Source organism: Natronobeatus ordinarius (genome assembly GCF_024362485.1).
In the GTDB taxonomy this organism is placed as follows: domain Archaea; phylum Halobacteriota; class Halobacteria; order Halobacteriales; family Natrialbaceae; genus Natronobeatus; species Natronobeatus ordinarius.
Genome location: NZ_CP101456.1, coordinates 1,247,953 through 1,264,537 on the forward strand (window position 1 = coordinate 1,247,953; position 16,585 = coordinate 1,264,537).

Sequence of the window (16,585 nt, forward strand, 5' to 3'; positions counted from 1 at the left end):
CGATGGTGCTCGAAGAACACATCCACGCGCGGGGACACGAACACGTCCGCGCCGCCCACGCGAGCACGTTCGAGGTGACGACCGACGATTACCTCACGCCCGCCGGCGACTGCATCCTCGCGATCGAGGCCGACCGCGCGCCCGCCGACTTCGACCCCGCGTTCGTCGAGGCGTGTCGTGATCCGGACGCGACGATAACGATGACGATCGCCGCGGGCGGTCACGAGGAGACGGTCACGGGGCGGGGCGATCCAGCACTCGAGTTCACGAACGAACGCAGCGCGGTCGGCCGGACGAGTGAGTACGTCGACGACCGGACCGTGATGGTCGGCGCCGAGTTCGCCGCCGAAGGATTCGACCGCGACCTCGTCGACGCGCTCGCAGGCGGTGCCGAGGCGACGGTGACGTTCGCCGTCGAGTAACCACGCGAGGGCGGCTGATCCATTTTTACGGCCGCGAGCGAAGCTCACCTCGCGGCACCGACGTAGCCGACACTCGAGTACGGCCTTGCGTGACGTAGCTGGCACTCGAGTACGGCCTTGCGTGACGTAGCCGACACTCGAGTACGGCCTTGCGTGACGTAGCCGACACTCGAGTACGGCCTTGCGTGACGTAGCTGGCACTCGAGTACGGCCTTGCGTGACGTAGCTGGCACTCGAGTACGGCCTTGCGTGATCGAGGTGGGAACGCGGTGCCCGAGTCGCCCGGTGCCGGCTAGAACAGGTGGTCCGACTCGTCCTCGAGCAGCCGGGCCGGGCCGCCGACGTTCCACGTCGTCGTCGAGACGCCGCAGTCGGAGATTTCCGCTTCGACGTACTCGGCGTGTTCCTCGGTGGTGTTGACGTAGACGCTCGCGCCGGTGTCCGTCGAGAAGTACACCGGAATCTCCTCCTCTTCGCGGAGTTCGCGCACGCGGTTGAAGACGGCGAGGGTGGCAGGCTGCCAGTAGACCCAGCCGGAGGGTCCGGTCATCGTCGTCGCGGCGAGGGAAAGCGAGTCGTGCTCGGCGAGTTCGAACGCCCGCTCGAAGTCGTCCGTTCGGAGGGCGTCACGCATCTCGGCGATCTGGCCGTGGACGTGGGCCATCCGCGCCTCGAACATGTGGCTGTCGGCGGCCTCCCGATGTGCCGACTCGGTGTGTTTGTGGTAGGGGACGAGCGCGACGATCGTTCGCAGCTCCTCGTGGAGGTTCGTCGGAACGCGTCGGGAGACGCAGTCCTCGTCGTTGAGCCCGGTGTAGAGCTGGGAGAACGCACCCGTCACCGCGCGGGCGGCCGACGCTGAGCCGACGCGGGCGATCGTCGAGATCTCCTGGCGGGTGACGTCGAGTTCGGCCGCCTCGGCCAGCGCCACTGCGGCCGCAGCGAAGCCCGACGAGGATGAGCCCAGCCCGACGTTCGACGGGAAGCTGTTCTCGCTCTCGATCCGAACCGGGTACACCGTGTGGGCGGCGTCGGACATCCCGCGCGCCTTGTCGACGACGGCCTCGAGGCGTTCGAACGCGCGACCCTCGAGTTCCTCGCCGTCGACGACGTAGACGTCGTCGTCGTAGTCCATCGAGAACTCGACGGTCGTCCGGGTGTGGCTCGGGGCCGTACAGACGCTGATGCTGTCGTGGTAGGGCAGCCGTTCGATGTCGTCGCGCATCCCGTGGTACTTGACCAGCCCCTGGATCGGGTGGGCCATGGCCGTCGCTTTCATACCCAGACAGGTGTCTGATGGGTGCATAAAGGTCACGACTCGACGAACGTCGGTCGAACCTGCCGTCGGTCGCCGGCTCGAGGCCGGGAGCGAACCCGAACGCTCAAACGACGGGCCTCCCACCCCACCCATATGGGAACGCCGTGCGGTACTCGTGAGGAACAGGCCGATGTAGTCATCGAGCGACTCGAGGAGGCCTACCCCGACTCGACGATCTCGCTTCGGTACGCGAATCGCCTCGAGTTGCTGATTGCCGTCATCCTCTCGGCGCAGTGTACGGACGCGCGGGTGAACCAGGAGACCGAGCACCTCTTCTCGAAGTACGACGGGCCGGCGGACTACGCGAACGCTCCCCAGGAGGAACTCGCCGAGGACCTGAACTCGATCACCTACTACAACAACAAGGCGAAATACATCCGCGAGGCGTGTGCGAAAATCCTCGAGGAACACGACGGCGAGGTGCCCGACACGATGACCGAGTTGACCGACCTCCCCGGCGTGGGGCGAAAGACGGCGAACGTCGTCCTCCAGCACGGCCACGACGTCGTCGAGGGCATCGTCGTCGACACCCACGTGCAACGACTCTCGCGTCGGCTGGGGCTGACCGAGGAACAGTATCCCGAGCCGATCGAGGCGGACCTGATGGGCGTCGTCCCCGAGGGCTACTGGCAGCAGTTCACCCACCTCTGCATCGACCACGGTCGGGCGGTCTGCACGGCTCGGAACCCGTCCTGTGAGGAGTGCGTGCTCGCGGACGTCTGCCCCGCAGAACGCGGTGACAGCGAGATCGATCTCGCCTCGGGCGAGCCCTGGTAGCCGAGTCGGACCCGACGCTGTGCTCGCAAGGCCAACCGCTTTTCACCTCACTGCGCTACCGCCACGGGCGTGAGCACTATGTCCAATGAATCCACCGACCACGGCCGCGACGTCGAACTCGAGCGAGAGGATCCCGAGGCCGAGGAAGCCGAGGAGATCGACGAGGAGGAACTCACCGAGGCCCAGCAGGAGGCCCGACGCGAGCAACGGGAAGAACAGCGCCGCCAGGACATCGAACACCAGTCCGACGAGCGCGAGAACGACGCCCTCGAGAACGTAAATCCCGACCACCACCGGGACGAAGAGCCGTACAACAGCTAGCGTGCGTCGACGCCGCGTCTCCTTCGTCGTCTGGAACGCCAGTTTCGATCACGGCCGCCACGACTGACTCGAGTCCCGCCGGCGAGTCACCCCGTCGCCGAGACGGGCACAGTTAAGGTTCGCGACGAGCACCCTCGAGTCATGCACGTCGACGAAGCTGACGGAGTGTTACGGATCACGTTCGACCGGCCCGGCGTCCTGAACGCGTTTTCGATGGAGACAGCGGTCGAGTTCGCCGAGCACGTCGCGAGTGCCGATCCCGACGACCACCACGCCGTCGTCGTCACGGGTGAGGGCGACGCCTTCAGCGCCGGCGGGGACATCGAGGCGATGGCCGAGCGACGCGAGACGCCACAGGACGCCTACGAGCGAATCTGTGAGACCTTCGGCCGGATCGTCGAGGAGATGCTCGAGTGTCCGGTGCCGATCGTGGCGAAGGTCAACGGCGACGCGGTGGGGGCGGGGCTCGCTATCACGGCGCTCTCGGATTTCGCCTACGCCGTTCCTGATGCCCGTTTTTCCTGTGCGTTCGTTCGCGTCGGCCTCATCCCCGACACGGGTGGAACGTTCATCCTGCCCGAACTCGTGGGGCTGCGAACCGCGAAACAGCTCGCGTTCACCGGCGAGTTCTTCGACGCCGAGCGGGCTGCCGACCTCGACCTGATCAACGAGGCCGTCGCGGCCGACGACCTCGACGACCGCGTCGACGAGCTCGTCGAGACGCTCTCCCGGCGGCCGACGCTCACCATCGGGCTGACGAAGCAGGCGATGCACGAGAACCTCGGCCGGAGCTGGTCCGAGGCGCTCGACTACGAGAACCTGCTTCAGGTGCAAGCCTACAGCTCCGACGACCACGAGGAAGGCGTCAGCGCCTTCCTCGAGGGACGGAAACCCGACTTCAACTGACGGGAACGGAATCGAGTGGGTGCAGGGTGTTCGATCGACGCTCGCACGACAGGCATGCGAAAGCATCACCGACTTCCCGCGACGGGCCCTTCGCTATACCGTTATGTCCGCACAGTTCACTGACGACGACGTCGGCAAGACAGTGGTCAACGCGAACGGCGAGGACGTGGGGATCGTCGCGGCCATCGAGCACGGCACCGCCCACGTCGAGCCCGATCCAGGGATGTTCGAGACCATCAAGGCCAAACTCGGCTGGGAAGGGTCGGGAGACGACAGTTACCCACTGCAGGAGACGGCCGTGGCCGAGATCACCGACGATCACATTCGGCTCGAGGGCGACCTCTCGGGCGCCGGTGGATCGACGGGGACCGACACCGAGATGGGGTCGGGAGCAGGCACCGACACCGGGACGAGAACCGACACGGGCGTTAGAGACGACGATGACGACCTGATCGGCGACGACACCGGCATGAGAGACGACGAGGGCATCATGGGCGACGATGACGACGACCTGATCGGCGACGACGACGAAGGTCTCATGGGAGACGGTGACGACGACCTGATCGGCGACGACGACACCGGGACGAGAGGTGGAACCGGGACGAGAGACGACACCGGCATGAGAGACGACGACGATCTGATCGGTGATGACGACGAGGGCCTGATCGGCGACGACGATGACGACCTGATCGGTGACGACGACGACGACGAACTCCTCGGCGACGACGACCGCGACCGTGATCGCGACCGCGACGACGTCGTCTGATCGGCGACTCGAGCACGGTTCCGGAGAATCGGTTCGGTTGCACCGATCGGTTTCGCTATTTCAGCTTCCGTAGCCCGCGGCCCGTCGAACTCGAGTCGGCCGCCGACTGGCCCGTCGGGCGCTACAATCCGAGGAACTCCTCGGCGGTCTCCCAGAGGATCTTTCGCTGAATCTCCTCGGGGAACTCGAGCTCGGCGAACTGCTCGAGCCACGGCTTGGGCTCGAGCATGGGGTAGTCAGTGCCGAACATGACCTTGTCCTTGAGCAGGGTTTTCGCGTAGTGGAGCACCTGGTCGTCGATGTACCTGGGCATCCAGCCCGAGAGGTCCATGTAGACGTTGCCCTTCTGCTGGCAGATGGCGAGCTGTTCTTTCTCCCAGGGGTAGGCGGGATGGGCAATGAGGATCTGGAGCTCGGGGAACTCCGCGGCGACGTCGTCGATCAGCATCGGGTTGCCGTACTTGATCTTCAGGCCGCGTCCACCGGGCGAACAGGCGCCGAGCGTGGAGTTGCCGCCGTGGAAGACCACCGGAACCTCGAGGCCCTCGATCGTCGCCCACAGCTCTCGGTGTTCGGGCGCGGAGGGGTCGAATCCCTGGGCGATCTGCTGGAACTTGAAGCCGACGAGGTCGAGGTCCTCGACGCAGCGGATCGCCTCCTCGACGCAGTCGTCTTTGAGGGGGTCGACGGAGCCAAAGCCGATGAAGAAGTCGTCGTACTCGTCGCGCACCTCCGCGACGTAGTCGTTGGGCACCGGTGGGTTGCCCGTGTTGGTCTCGGCGTCCCACCCCAGCAGGACGGCACGGCCGACGCCGACCTCGTGGTACTCCTCGATCATGTGCTCGTAGGTATCGGTCTCGAGGTCGGTACCGAAGCGGTCGGCGGCGTCTTTCATCATCTGGCCGCCCGCGTCGTGGAGGAACTCGCTGGTGGGCTGGTGTGCGTGCGTGTCGATCGCTCGCGGCCCGTCGGCCGCCTCGAGCGCTGTCGGGAGTGCCATACTGGTGGGTGCGTGCCGACGCGCTAAAAGCTGCCACGATTTTGGCCCGATCACAGCTCGAGGACGAGCTCCTCCCCGTCTCGCTCGAAGCTCGTGCCGAACGGCTCGGAGCGCTCGCGCATCCGGTCGCGCGACCAGGAGGCGGCGGGTTCGGTCGCCCGGTAGACGGCGCAGTTGTCGATCCGGGTGGGGAAGAGGCGCAGCTCGCCGATCTCGCCCGTGTCAGGCTCGAGCCGGGCCTCGAAGAGGAAGCTCCGATCGTTGTGCAGCCGACGATCGATCGCGTAGTCGTCGACGAAGTCGCCGCAGTCGTAGCAGACGGGGACGCCGTCGATCACCTCGATCCCCTGGAAGACGTGTGCGCTGTGGCCGTGGATCAGGTCGACGCCCTCCTCGACGAGAAAGCGAGCGAACCGGCGGTGGGCCGGTGCGGGTTCTTCGACCATGTTCGGTCCCCAGTGCAGCGAGGCGACGAGCAGGTCCGACCGCTCGTCCCGCGCGGCCAGCAGCGCCTCGCGGGCTCGTTCTCGAGCCGCCTCCTCGTCGTCCTCGATCGGGAGGAACGCCGTTCCCGGCTCGTCCCCCGCTGCGGCGTACTCGGGCGTGTTGTCGGTGAACGAGACGAACGTCACCCGCAGGTCGCCCACGGTGATCGTCGCTGGTTCGAACGCCTCGGTCTCGTCTCTGCCCGCGCCCGTGTGAGCGATGCCGGCGTCCTCGAGTTCCGAAAGCGTGTCGTAGAGGGCGGGCTCTTCGAAGTCGAGGACGTGGTTGTTCGCCAGTGCGGCGAACGAGACGTCGACGTCCTCGAGGGCGGGGACGGCCCAGTCGGGATCGGCGCGGAAGTGAAACGGACGATGCGTCAGGGTCCACGGCTGGCCTCGCGTCGAGAGCGCACACTCGAGGTTGATCGCCAGCGCGTCGAGCGAGCGAAGGTGCTCGCGGAGGTCGCCCCAGACGGCGCCGACGGATCGGTTCCGGTGACGCTCGTCGACGAGTCGACCGAGCATGACGTCGCCGGTCAACCCGAGCCGAAGGGAGGTGGCCATAGTCGGTCGAGTACGGCTCGCACGGTGATAAAGGAAAACCCGAAATCGGCTGTCGCTGTCGAGGTGCCCACAGAACTATATGCTTCTCGAGGCTGCGTGTAACCGAGGTGAACCCAATGCACTTTCTCGTTGCAACCGACGGCTCCACGGAGAGCGAGGAGGCACTCGAGCACGCGATCGACCTCGCCGCCGCCGCGGGTGCGCGCCTGACCGTGGTCAACGCCGTCCAGCCGCGGATCCGGTCGGGTGGCCTCGAGCCGACCCGGTCGCTCTCCGACGCCGAGCGCCGACTGATCGTCGAGAACGTCGAGGAGGCGGAAGCTCGCGGGGAAGCGATCCTCGAGCGCGCCGCCGAGACGGTCTCGGAGGCGGGGGTCGACGTCGACACCGAGTTGCTGTACGGTAGTCCCGTCGAGACCATCGTCGAGTACGCCGACCCCGACGTCCACGACGTTCTCGTCGTCGGCCACCGGGGACTGTCCGGTCGGGCCGAGTCGCTGCTCGGGAGCACCGCGAGTGAACTCATCCGTCGGGCACCCGTGCCGGTCACGGTCGTCAGGTGAGGCCGTCGGCCCGGCCGGGGTCGGCCGGACGACTGGGCTCGTCTCGTCCCCGTCAGCCTCAGGAGTTCGCTCGCCGAACGGTGACCACCGGGACGTCAGCGAGCCTGACGACTCGCTCCGTGACGCTCCCGAGGAGATAGCGACCGATCCCCGTCCGGCCGTGGGTTCCCATGACGATCAGGTCGACGTCCTGGTCCGCAGTGTACTCGAGGATCGTCCGGTGTGGCGTCCCGCGCGCGAGTTTCGTGGTGATTCGATCCCGTTCGAGGCCAGCCTCGTGGGCCCGTTCGGCGACGTCCTCGAGGATGTGCTCGCCCGCGGACTCGAATTCCTCGACGATCGTTCCGACCTCGATGTCACCCGTGACGACGCTCGCGTCGACGACGTAGAGGACGTGTAACTCGGCGTCGTACTGCCCAGCGAGGTCGACGGCGTGCTCGAGTGCGTCGTCGGTCGCCTCGCCGCCGTCAGTCGGGAGGAGGATTCGCCGGTACATGCCTCCGAAGAGGAGACCAACGGGCAAAACAGTGTGCCCCGAACGGCTCGTGTCGGTCTCGGTCGGCCGGACGGGGTGTGCACTCGGCCCGGACGGGTTTCGGGTACCGAAGCGTTATTCCCGTACGCCGGTGAATCGTCGACAATGACAGTGCCCTCGCCGTTCACCGCGCCCCTCGTATCAGTTGCCGACGACCCGAACGTCACCAGGGTTCGATGTCGGTCGACGAACTGACCCTGCGCGCCGACGAGGCGGCCCGTCGGTCGGCGGAGCTCTACCGGCGCCTCGAGAACCGGTACGACGAGTTTCTCCCTCGCGAGCGGACGCGCCGCATCTCACGACATCGATTCAGCACGCTCCTCGAGCGGATCAGACGTACGGGGCTTCCGTACGGCGTCCATACGATCGTCTACCGGGACTCCGGCGAACTCCTGCTGGTTCGCCACGAGGGGGTCGACCGATGGGTGCTCCCCGGCGGGGGGATCGACGGCGACGAATCGTTGCTCGAGGCGGCCCGCCGCGAACTCGCCGAGGAGGCAGGCGTCGAGGCGCGATACGACGGACTCGCGATGCTCACCCGGATCGAACTCGCCACCGGCGGCTACCGGACCTGGGGCGTCCTCCCGATCTTCGCCGCCAGCGCGGAGACGCTCGAACTCGACGTGACCGATCCCGACGGAGAGATATCCATGGCGCGCTGGTTCGAGGAACTCCCGGAGGACACGCGCGACCGCGACGAACTGCTCGCCTGGCGGCGGCGAATGCTCGAGTGACGACCTGCGCTGGCCGCGACGACGGAACCTGCCGTCAGGTCACTCTTCCGTGGCGGGCTCTCCGTGGGTGACACCCTCGCGCGCCTCGGCTGACAGCCGACGGAGCGCTGCCTGGGCGTTCGCCGCGTCGTAGCCGAAGAAGACGTCCTTCCCGTAGGCGTCGGCGACCTCGGTCGCGTGGATCAGGTTATCGACGTCGACGTTCACGGCGTAGAGTTCGATGCTGAACGGCGTCTCGAGTGCGCTCTGGAAGCCCTTCGCGATGGTCTCGAGCCAGTAGGTCGTCCCGTAGTGTGTATCGTAGAGCGGGACGACGAACTCGTCGACGTGTGCTGCGAGCGCCGGAAGGTCGAGGCCGGCGCGTTCGTAGAGGTGGCCGGGGTACGGGTCCGGGTAGAGCGTCAGGTAGACGCGACCTGGGATTCGATCGGCGGCCTCGGAGACGAAGTCGGTGATGACGCTCGCTCGCCACTCGAGGCGGTCGTCGAACTCGCTCGCGGCGAACGCTTCGGCGCAGCGATCGCAGTGGCAGTACTCCGCGCGCGGAAAGCCGACGTCGTCGAGGCGGACGTCCGCGTTCGCGGCGACGCAGTCGTCGACGATCTCGAGTAGCCCCTCGCGGTACTCCTCGCGGGTCGGGCAGACGTACGCCCAGTCGAAGTAGGGCTGCTCGCGAGTGGCGCGGTTGCCCTCGTCGTCGACGGGGACGAGCGAGGGGTCGGCGTCGGCGGCGGCGTTGTCCCCGAAACAGGAGACCATGTTGACGGCCTCGGGGAGCGGTTCGGCGGACCTGCCGGTGACGTCTTTGACTTCGTAGAAACCGCGATCGAACGCGTCCCAGGTCACCTCTTCGGCGTTCCGGGTGACGACTCCATACATACCCGACCGGAGGGCCTGGAGAGAGTAAGGCGTTCGGTCTCAGTTATTCGACTGGGTCGTACTCGATCTCGGGGTCCGTCGAACTGCTGAAGACGACTTTCCAGACGAGGGCGATTACGACCAGGGCGATCAGGATTTTAATGGCTCGCGACATGTACGTCAGTATCGTCGACCGGCACGCACTTAGATTTTTCTAGAGGTTCGGTTGCATGGGAGAAGTCATCGCTGGCAAACCGGGCCGCGCGTCGAGCCACAGCGGGTGAGCGATCGCTCGTCTCACTCCTGGATGTGGCTGGCGATGTGCTCACGCACGATCGTTCCACAGTACGCACACCGAACGCCGTCCTCGAGCACCTCGAAGGTCGTCGTGACCGGCTCGTCGGCGTTCGTGATACAGCCGGGGTTGGGGCACTCGAGGACGGCTTCGACGACGTCGGGCCGTTCGACGCGCGATTTTTCGACGACCTCGTAGTCGCGGACGATATTGATCGACGCGTCGGGCGCGATCAGCGAGAGGACGTCGACTTCGTCCTGGCTCAGTTCGTGGCCTTCGACCTTGACGATGTCTTTGCGCGCGAGCCGGTCGGACGGGACGTTCATGCCGACGGAGACCTCCTCGCCTCTACTCCCGTCGATGCCGAGGATCGCGAGGACGTTGAGCGACTGCCCGCCGCGGATGTGGTCGATGACGGTTCCATCGCGGATCTTGCTGACGCGGAGTTCGTGGTCGTCGCTCATGGCGAATCACCCAGGAGGAGGTCGAGCAGCGCCATGCGAACCGGCACGCCGTTGTGTGCCTGTTCGAAGTACGCCGCGTGGTCGGTGCCGTCGACGGCCGGCGAAATCTCGTCGACGCGCGGGAGCGGGTGCATCACGGTCAGGTCGTCGGCTGCGTCCTCGAGCGTCTCGAGATCGATCTGGTACTCGCCGGCGACCTGCCGGTACTCGGACTCGTCGGGGAACCGCTCGCGCTGGATCCGGGTGACGTAGAGGACGTCGAGGTTCGGGAGGACCGCCTCGAGCCCGTCGTGTTCCCTGACCGTCGCGCCCTCCTGGTGGAGGTCGTAGATGACCTCTCGGGGCAACTGGAGGCTTTCGGGGCTGATGAAGTGTTGCTGGGCGTCGAAGTTCGTCAGGGTGTACGCGAGCGAGTGAACCGTCCGGCCGTACTTCAGATCGCCCATGACGCCGATGGTGAGGTCCTCGAGGCCGGCGTTCTGGCGGATCGTGTAGAGGTCGAGTAAGGTCTGGGTCGGGTGCTGTCCCGCCCCGTCGCCGGCGTTCAAAAGCGGCACGTCGACGTACTCGCTGGCCATCTTCGCCGCTCCCTCTCGCGGGTGACGCAGGACGAGCGCGTCGGCGTAGCCCTCGATGACCCGGACGGTGTCGGCGAGGCTCTCGCCTTTCTTGACGCTCGAGGACTCGATCGAGCCCATGTCGACGACGTCGCCACCCAGGCGCTTCATCGCCGTCTCGAAGCTCATCTTCGTTCGCGTGCTCGGCTCGAAAAAGAGGAGGCCGAGCAACTTCCCCGCGTGTCGCTCCGCGACGGCAGCCGGATCGGCGTCGATCTCGGCGGCGCGATCGAGGACGAGCTCGACGTCCTCGCGAGCGAGTTGCTTGCTCGTGATGAGGTGATCGTGGCGCATCCGTTCGTTACGGCTCTCCGGTGCCCCTTGAATCTCTCCATTCGGGTGGCCACAGCCAGCCACGACGTGAGCCGTGCTGACAGGCTGGACGGCTCGTCACCGCGTCGGGACGCCGATTTCGGATCCATCGGTCGAACGAAGATCGGCTCCGACCGACGATTCTACGACTGGTTGCGATGAGCCGACGAGCGTTTCCGGCGGCCGTCTCACGGCGTCGACTGCTGGCCCCGCACGGCGAGTCGAACGGGCCCCGATCTGAAGCCAAGGTAAAGAGTTATCAGTGGAGTACGGTAATACCACACAATCGATGGAGGGTCGGCTGCACACCGGAATCGACGTGTTAGACCGGAAACTCGACGGCGGTCTGCCACCAGGTTGTGTCGTGGCGTACACCGCAGCGCCGGCCAGCCAGTCTGAGCTACTCCTGTACGAACTCACGGCCGCCCGGGGGACGCTTTACATCTCGACCGAGCGCTCCGATCAGTCCATCCGACACGCGGTCGACTCGTCGATGGCCCGAGTCGGGACGCCAACCGTCAGACGGATCGACAGCCAGAATCCGCTCGAGGAAGCCACGCGACTGATCGGCGCGCTCCCGGAGGGGGCGAACCTCATCGTCGATCCGATGGACCCCCTCGAGCGCACGGACCGGGAGGCGTACGTGGACTTTCTCAACGCCCTCAAAGACCGGATGCTCGAAACCCGGAGCATCGCGATCTTGCACTGCCTGAAAGCCGACGATCAGCCCGCGAACCGGTCGACGACCGAGCACGTCGCTGACGCCGTCTTCAACCTCCAGACGCGGGTCGGTGCGACGGAACTCGAGAACTTCCTTACGATTCCCAAGTATCGTCACGGCGGCGCACCCACCGAGACGATCAAGCTCCAGCTCTCAGAGCGGGTCGAGATCGACACGAGTCGCGACATCGCCTGAATAGAGAAATCGACTACCCGTCGTAGGAGGTGAGCGTCAGTTCGTGCAGTAGTGCACCTGTTTCGTCAAAATCAGCACTGGACAGAATCATCGCGTGCTCAGTCGAGACACAGTATTTGAAACTCAACTCATCGAAAATTCGACGCTCAACAACCAGACAATCAAGCCCTGCATGACTGTCGGTGCCCGTCACTTCATAATTGAGCCCGGCCGTTTCTTCCCAGGTATCACCGACCGAAAGGGTGGATAAATCAACGTTTGCGAAATCGTTGATCGGATACCACAAATCGCCAACCCGGGCGTTTGTGAGGTCGTCGATATCGAGATCCTCGTTGAGCGGCCGGCCATCAGAAAAGCTGTCCGGAATAATTGGCGTCACCGTAATCGTCTCTTCTTCCACGAAGCCCGCTTCGTCGATCGTGACATCGACGGTTGCCTCGTCGCCGTCTATGTCTCGAACGTCCCAGACGAACCGTTCGATAGTCAGGTTCGTGACCTCGAACTCGTATCGACCAGTATGGGGCGTATCTGCAAGCGTCAAGCCCGCCACGGAGCCGTTTCCACCGTTACCGCCACCGGTCTCGGTATCGTCGGTATCGTCGCCGTTTCCACCGTTACCGCCACCGGTCTCGGTATCGTCGGTATCGTCGCCGTTTCCAAGACAGCCTGCAAAGCCAATCGCCGTGGCCGATCCACAGAGTGCGAGCAGCTGACGCCGCGTTGATTGTCGCATGAATACTATGTTAACTAGACGTATATATGACATTCTATTTCCCAGGATCACGAGCAACGAATCCTCATGCTCCATCGATAGTCGGATTCCTCCCCCGACTAACGTCGTGGGCTTCCTCCTTGCACTTCTGTGACTTGCCGAATTCACCTGCATTGAGGCGCTAAGGCCCCTTCCTCAACGAGCGAGCGAAGCGAGCCGCCGACCGGCGAGGAGAAACCCCTAACCGTCGGGCCTTCCAACGCCTGTCGATGACCGACGACGCCGTCGAGTTGCCAGCGGATCTCGACCTCGAGGCCGTCCGCGAGGCGCTGCTCGAGTGGTACGAGGCGGACCATCGGCCGTTTCCCTGGCGGGAGACCGACGATCCGTACGCGATCCTCGTCTGTGAGGTGATGAGCCAGCAGACCCAGCTCGACCGGGTGGTCGACGCCTGGGAGGCGTTCCTCGAGCGCTGGCCGACGACGGCCGATCTCGCCGCGGCCGATCGGGCCGACGTGGTGGGCTTCTGGAGTGGACACCGGCTGGGCTACAACAACCGGGCGAAGTACCTCCACGAGGCGGCGAGTCAAGTCGAAGCGGAGTACGACGGTGCGTTTCCCCGCGAGCCCGACGAGCTCCAGGAGCTGATGGGCGTCGGCCCCTACACGGCCAACGCGGTGGCGAGTTTCGCGTTCAACGAGGGCGACGCGGTCGTCGACACGAACGTCAAACGGGTCTGTTACCGGGCGTTCGACGTCCCCGACGACGACGCGGCGTTCGAACGGGCGGCGACCGCGCTCATGCCCGACGGTCGCTCACGGGCGTGGAACAACGCGATCATGGAGCTCGGGGGTGTGGCCTGCACCCAGACGCCGCGCTGTGACGAGGCCGGCTGTCCCTGGCGGGAGTGGTGTGGCGCCTACGCGAGCGGCGACTTCACGGCCCCTGACGTGCCCACCCAGCCCAGTTTCGACGGGAGCCGCCGCCAGTTTCGCGGCCGGATCGTCCGCACCCTTCGGGAGTACGACGAACTCGAGCTGGATGTCCTCGGTCCCCGGATTCGAGTCGATTACAACCCCCAGGGCGAGCACGGCCGAGCGTGGCTGCTGGAACTGCTCGCCGACCTCGAGACCGACGGCCTGGTCACGCTCGAGACGCGCGATGGCGAGCCGGTCGCGCGGCTTCGGCGCTGATCGGCCTGAGCTTTTTCCCCGTCGGCGACGACTCGAGGGTATGACGGCCGACGGCGACGCCGACAGCACCGATCCGATCCGCGTCGTAGCGATCTGTGGGAGCCTCCGCGAGGACAGCTACACCCGCCTGGCGCTCCGGCGCGCGCTCGAGGAAGCCGAACGTGGGGGCGTCGAGACGGAGCTACTCGATCTTCGGGAGTGGGACCTGCCGGCGTTCGACGCCGACGTCGACCGAGCGAGCGCTGGCGACGCCGCGGAACTGGCTGCCCGGGTGCGCGAGGCCGACGCGGTCCTGCTGGGGACGCCGATGTATCACGGCTCGTTCTCCTCGCCGCTGAAGACCGCGCTCGACTACTGTGGGTTCGAGGAGTTCGAAGACAAGACGGTCGGCCTGCTCGCGGTCGCCGGCGGGGCGTTCCCGGTGACGGCGCTCGAGCACCTGCGATCGGTCTGTCGGTCGCTCAACGCGTGGGTGATCCCACACCAGGTGGCGGTGGCGAACGCCCGCCGTGCCGTCGACGACGGCGAGTTCGTCGACGAGTCACTCGAGAACCGGGTGGCGACGCTCGGCCGGCGGGCGGTCCAGTACGCACGAATCGAACCCGACCCGGACTCCTTCGAGAGCGATCAGAACGTCGGCGCGCGGTAGAGTGACAACTGAAACGGGTTACACACTACGAGCAGGTGTGCACTGACGTTCAGTGGCTACTATAGCTCGGTGACGGGCGTCGCGGAGATCGGCCACGACGCGGCCGAGGGCGTGTCACGGATCGAGGGTTCGGTAGAGGCGGCGCTGCTGGGCGATAAACGAACAGAGCCAGAACGAGAACACGCCGAAGTAGAACGCGGGGAACTCGACGAAGAGACTCGTCCCCTCAACGGTAAACAGCGTCGTCCTGAACGACCAGTCGGTGAACCACGTCGTCGCGAGTAGCGCCGACGCCCCGAGTGCGACGAGGATCGCCGGGACGACTCCCGGGGGCGAGGGGACGCTCCTCGAGGCCGATCGGTCGTCGTCCGCGTCGATATGGAAGATACGTCGCTCGAGGGCGAACTGGCCGGTGAGGACGAGCGCGAGCGAGAGACCAGCGACGGCGACGCCCCGTTTACCACCGACCGATTCGGCGATCAGCAGCCAGACGATCCAGCTCCCCGTGAGGACCATCGTGGTGAGGAGCCGCCGTGGGCGGAGCAAGTCGACGAGGTCGCTCGTCGCCACGCCGAAGACGCCGGTTCTGAGTAGCGAGCCACAGAAGAGGATCCCCAGCCCGGCCATGGCAGTCGAGAGCGTCCGCGCCTCGACGGCGACGAGGACGAACCACGCCCCCACCGCCGTCGTCTCGACCGTCGCCGAGGAGAGAGCGGCCGTCACGCCGACCAGCCGACGCCGCGTGGTCTGGCCGAGGACGCTCGGCTGGCGAAAGACGCTCATACCGGACGAACGGGTTCCATCGGCTTCGTTATGGGAACCCTTCTCCTCGGTGGCGAACGGAAATTGTGTTGTTCGAGCGCCGAGACTGTGCGCTGGCTGCCCGAGAGGTCCTGAGCGCCGCGCCAGTCGTCCACGCGCCCACGCGCCCATCGTGTCCGCGTCTCTCCCCGGCCACAGTCTCACGCGATCTCGGGCCGTCGACCATCAGTTAGGGTCGTATTGTCTGGCCGGAAGCACGGTCGTAAGTCGTGCGTAACCGACGCCCGCTCGAGTGAACTACTCGAAACGTTGGACAGAACTATTTACAGTGATGTCGTCGAGCGCAATATGCCCGATTCGGAGCAACAGGACGAGCGGCTTTCAGAGCGCGTCGTAAAAGAAGCGGTGAGCGTCGGTATGGAGACGCCGATGCGGGAACCGATCCTCGAGGCCGTCGAGGAGGCAGACGGGGGACCATCGTCGGGCGGGCGTCGGTTGCCGCTCGCAGGAGCGCTCCTCGCACTCGGTGCAGCGGTGGGCTATCTCGTCGGGACGAAACGCGAGCACCTCGATTCGGAGGCGCTATCGATCGAGGACTTCGAGACGCCGGATGCCATCACCGAGGTGGCCGAAGACGTGGAATCGCCCGAAATCGAGACGGCTGACGACGACGTCGAGGTCGACGCCGACGAGGAGTCCGGTGGGAGTCGGCTTCGCCGGATCGGGATCGTGCTGGCGATCGTCGGCGCGATTGCCCTCCTGCGGCGTCGTTTCTCTTCGTCAGCGGAAGAGGAGTGGGAGCCGATCGAAGAGTTCGAGCCCGCGGTGGACATCGACGAACCGAGCGATCCCGACGAGTCGGAAGCGGACGTCGACGAGGAGCCGACGCCGTCGTTGGACGACGAAACCGAAGAGTGAGTCGTCTGGACCCTCGGTGTGCTGGGTCCCGCGAGTTCTAATCAGAAATCCGACTGATCGCCCTGGGCGATGGTCAAGATAAACAGTAAAGTCAGGACTGGTCGTATTCAGGCTCATGACGGAGTACACCGTGGAGTTCGTCGGCACCGGCGAGACGATCACGTGCTCGGACAAAGAGACGATTCTCAGTCGCTGTCTCGAGGAAGGCATCGCCCAGGAGTACTCCTGTCGCGTCGGGATGTGCCTGGCGTGTTCGGCTGAGATCCTCGAGGGTGACGTGACCCAGCCAGCCGCCCGCGGACTCACGGAGGCGGAGGCCGACCGCTACGCCCTGACCTGCATGGCTCGCCCCCAGTCGGACCTCAAACTCGAGCGCGGAAAGTACCCGCCGAGCATCGAGGACGACGTCGACGCCGACGCTTCGAGCGATCCGGCGACGGCCGACGACTGAACCGTACCGAGTAACCGGCGCAACCGCGACCGTGCGTCGGATGGATC

Annotated in this window: 21 protein-coding genes; 12 read left to right on the top strand and 9 right to left on the bottom strand. The window is 65.7% G+C overall.

What is annotated here, in order from left to right; translation table 11 throughout:
• Positions 1–2 precede the first annotated feature (2 nt).
• The gene (locus tag NMQ09_RS06405) at positions 3–422 is read left to right on the top strand and encodes a DUF371 domain-containing protein (RefSeq protein WP_255193663.1); all 420 of its coding nucleotides are present in this window, start codon (positions 3–5) and stop codon (positions 420–422) included.
• A gap of 292 nt (positions 423–714) precedes the next feature.
• Here NMQ09_RS06405 and mvaD read toward each other — a convergent pair whose 3' ends face one another.
• Positions 715–1,701, bottom strand: coding sequence for a phosphomevalonate decarboxylase MvaD (mvaD, locus tag NMQ09_RS06410; protein ID WP_255193665.1), 987 nt, complete (start codon positions 1,699–1,701; stop codon positions 715–717).
• A 132-nt stretch (positions 1,702–1,833) separates the two neighbouring features.
• Between mvaD and nth the strand changes: the two genes are divergently transcribed.
• From nth to NMQ09_RS06430, 4 genes are all read left to right on the top strand, one after another.
• A complete protein-coding gene (nth, locus tag NMQ09_RS06415; RefSeq protein ID WP_255193666.1) occupies positions 1,834–2,517 on the top strand; it encodes an endonuclease III in 684 nt (227 codons plus the stop codon).
• Between the two features lie 78 nt (positions 2,518–2,595).
• Entirely contained in the window at positions 2,596–2,838 is a 243-nt protein-coding gene (locus NMQ09_RS06420) for a hypothetical protein (protein ID WP_255193668.1), read from the top strand.
• A 141-nt stretch (positions 2,839–2,979) separates the two neighbouring features.
• Entirely contained in the window at positions 2,980–3,744 is a 765-nt protein-coding gene (locus NMQ09_RS06425; protein WP_255193670.1) for an enoyl-CoA hydratase/isomerase family protein, read from the top strand.
• A 103-nt stretch (positions 3,745–3,847) separates the two neighbouring features.
• Complete coding sequence (locus tag NMQ09_RS06430) at positions 3,848–4,510, top strand: hypothetical protein (protein WP_255193672.1); 663 nt, start codon at positions 3,848–3,850, stop codon at positions 4,508–4,510.
• Between the two features lie 121 nt (positions 4,511–4,631).
• Here the strand turns inward: NMQ09_RS06430 and NMQ09_RS06435 are convergent, their stop codons facing one another.
• Positions 4,632–5,510, bottom strand: coding sequence for an amidohydrolase family protein (locus tag NMQ09_RS06435; protein ID WP_255193674.1), 879 nt, complete (start codon positions 5,508–5,510; stop codon positions 4,632–4,634).
• A gap of 50 nt (positions 5,511–5,560) precedes the next feature.
• On the bottom strand, positions 5,561–6,559 hold the full coding sequence (locus tag NMQ09_RS06440; protein ID WP_255193676.1) for a CapA family protein: 999 nt from the start codon (positions 6,557–6,559) through the stop codon (positions 5,561–5,563).
• A 116-nt stretch (positions 6,560–6,675) separates the two neighbouring features.
• On the opposite strand from NMQ09_RS06440, the gene NMQ09_RS06445 reads away from it, so the two are divergent.
• Positions 6,676–7,122 (top strand): universal stress protein, encoded by a 447-nt coding sequence (locus NMQ09_RS06445; protein WP_255193677.1) that lies wholly within the window; start codon positions 6,676–6,678, stop codon positions 7,120–7,122.
• A gap of 58 nt (positions 7,123–7,180) precedes the next feature.
• Here the strand turns inward: NMQ09_RS06445 and NMQ09_RS06450 are convergent, their stop codons facing one another.
• Positions 7,181–7,618, bottom strand: a complete 438-nt coding sequence (locus NMQ09_RS06450) for a universal stress protein (protein ID WP_255193679.1) — start codon at positions 7,616–7,618, stop codon at positions 7,181–7,183.
• Between the two features lie 215 nt (positions 7,619–7,833).
• On the opposite strand from NMQ09_RS06450, the gene NMQ09_RS06455 reads away from it, so the two are divergent.
• Positions 7,834–8,391, top strand: coding sequence for an NUDIX hydrolase (locus tag NMQ09_RS06455; protein WP_255193681.1), 558 nt, complete (start codon positions 7,834–7,836; stop codon positions 8,389–8,391).
• A 39-nt stretch (positions 8,392–8,430) separates the two neighbouring features.
• Here NMQ09_RS06455 and NMQ09_RS06460 read toward each other — a convergent pair whose 3' ends face one another.
• The 3 genes from NMQ09_RS06460 to pyrB form a co-directional block, all read right to left on the bottom strand.
• A complete protein-coding gene (locus NMQ09_RS06460; RefSeq protein WP_255193683.1) occupies positions 8,431–9,270 on the bottom strand; it encodes a hypothetical protein in 840 nt (279 codons plus the stop codon).
• A 276-nt stretch (positions 9,271–9,546) separates the two neighbouring features.
• Positions 9,547–10,008 carry an aspartate carbamoyltransferase regulatory subunit gene (gene pyrI / locus NMQ09_RS06465; protein WP_255193686.1) on the bottom strand — a complete coding sequence of 154 codons (462 nt, stop codon included), beginning with the start codon at positions 10,006–10,008 and terminating at the stop codon, positions 9,547–9,549.
• The gene (pyrB, locus tag NMQ09_RS06470; RefSeq protein WP_255193688.1) at positions 10,005–10,919 is read right to left on the bottom strand and encodes an aspartate carbamoyltransferase; all 915 of its coding nucleotides are present in this window, start codon (positions 10,917–10,919) and stop codon (positions 10,005–10,007) included. The genes pyrI and pyrB overlap by 4 nt, the downstream gene beginning before the upstream one ends.
• A 307-nt stretch (positions 10,920–11,226) precedes the next feature.
• Here pyrB and NMQ09_RS06475 point away from each other — a divergent pair, with 307 nt between their 5' ends.
• Positions 11,227–11,853 (top strand): RAD55 family ATPase, encoded by a 627-nt coding sequence (locus tag NMQ09_RS06475; RefSeq protein WP_255193690.1) that lies wholly within the window; start codon positions 11,227–11,229, stop codon positions 11,851–11,853.
• Positions 11,854–11,866: 13 nt separating this feature from the next.
• Here NMQ09_RS06475 and NMQ09_RS06480 read toward each other — a convergent pair whose 3' ends face one another.
• A complete protein-coding gene (locus tag NMQ09_RS06480; protein ID WP_255193692.1) occupies positions 11,867–12,586 on the bottom strand; it encodes a hypothetical protein in 720 nt (239 codons plus the stop codon).
• A 248-nt stretch (positions 12,587–12,834) separates the two neighbouring features.
• Here NMQ09_RS06480 and NMQ09_RS06485 point away from each other — a divergent pair, with 248 nt between their 5' ends.
• Entirely contained in the window at positions 12,835–13,758 is a 924-nt protein-coding gene (locus tag NMQ09_RS06485) for an HhH-GPD family protein (RefSeq protein WP_255193694.1), read from the top strand.
• A 40-nt stretch (positions 13,759–13,798) separates the two neighbouring features.
• A complete protein-coding gene (locus tag NMQ09_RS06490) occupies positions 13,799–14,407 on the top strand; it encodes an NADPH-dependent FMN reductase (protein ID WP_255193696.1) in 609 nt (202 codons plus the stop codon).
• Between the two features lie 114 nt (positions 14,408–14,521).
• Here NMQ09_RS06490 and NMQ09_RS06495 read toward each other — a convergent pair whose 3' ends face one another.
• Positions 14,522–15,190, bottom strand: coding sequence for a hypothetical protein (locus tag NMQ09_RS06495; protein WP_255193698.1), 669 nt, complete (start codon positions 15,188–15,190; stop codon positions 14,522–14,524).
• A 327-nt stretch (positions 15,191–15,517) separates the two neighbouring features.
• Here NMQ09_RS06495 and NMQ09_RS06500 point away from each other — a divergent pair, with 327 nt between their 5' ends.
• Complete coding sequence (locus NMQ09_RS06500; RefSeq protein ID WP_255193700.1) at positions 15,518–16,087, top strand: hypothetical protein; 570 nt, start codon at positions 15,518–15,520, stop codon at positions 16,085–16,087.
• Between the two features lie 115 nt (positions 16,088–16,202).
• Entirely contained in the window at positions 16,203–16,538 is a 336-nt protein-coding gene (locus NMQ09_RS06505; protein ID WP_255193702.1) for a 2Fe-2S iron-sulfur cluster-binding protein, read from the top strand.
• Positions 16,539–16,585 lie beyond the last annotated feature (47 nt).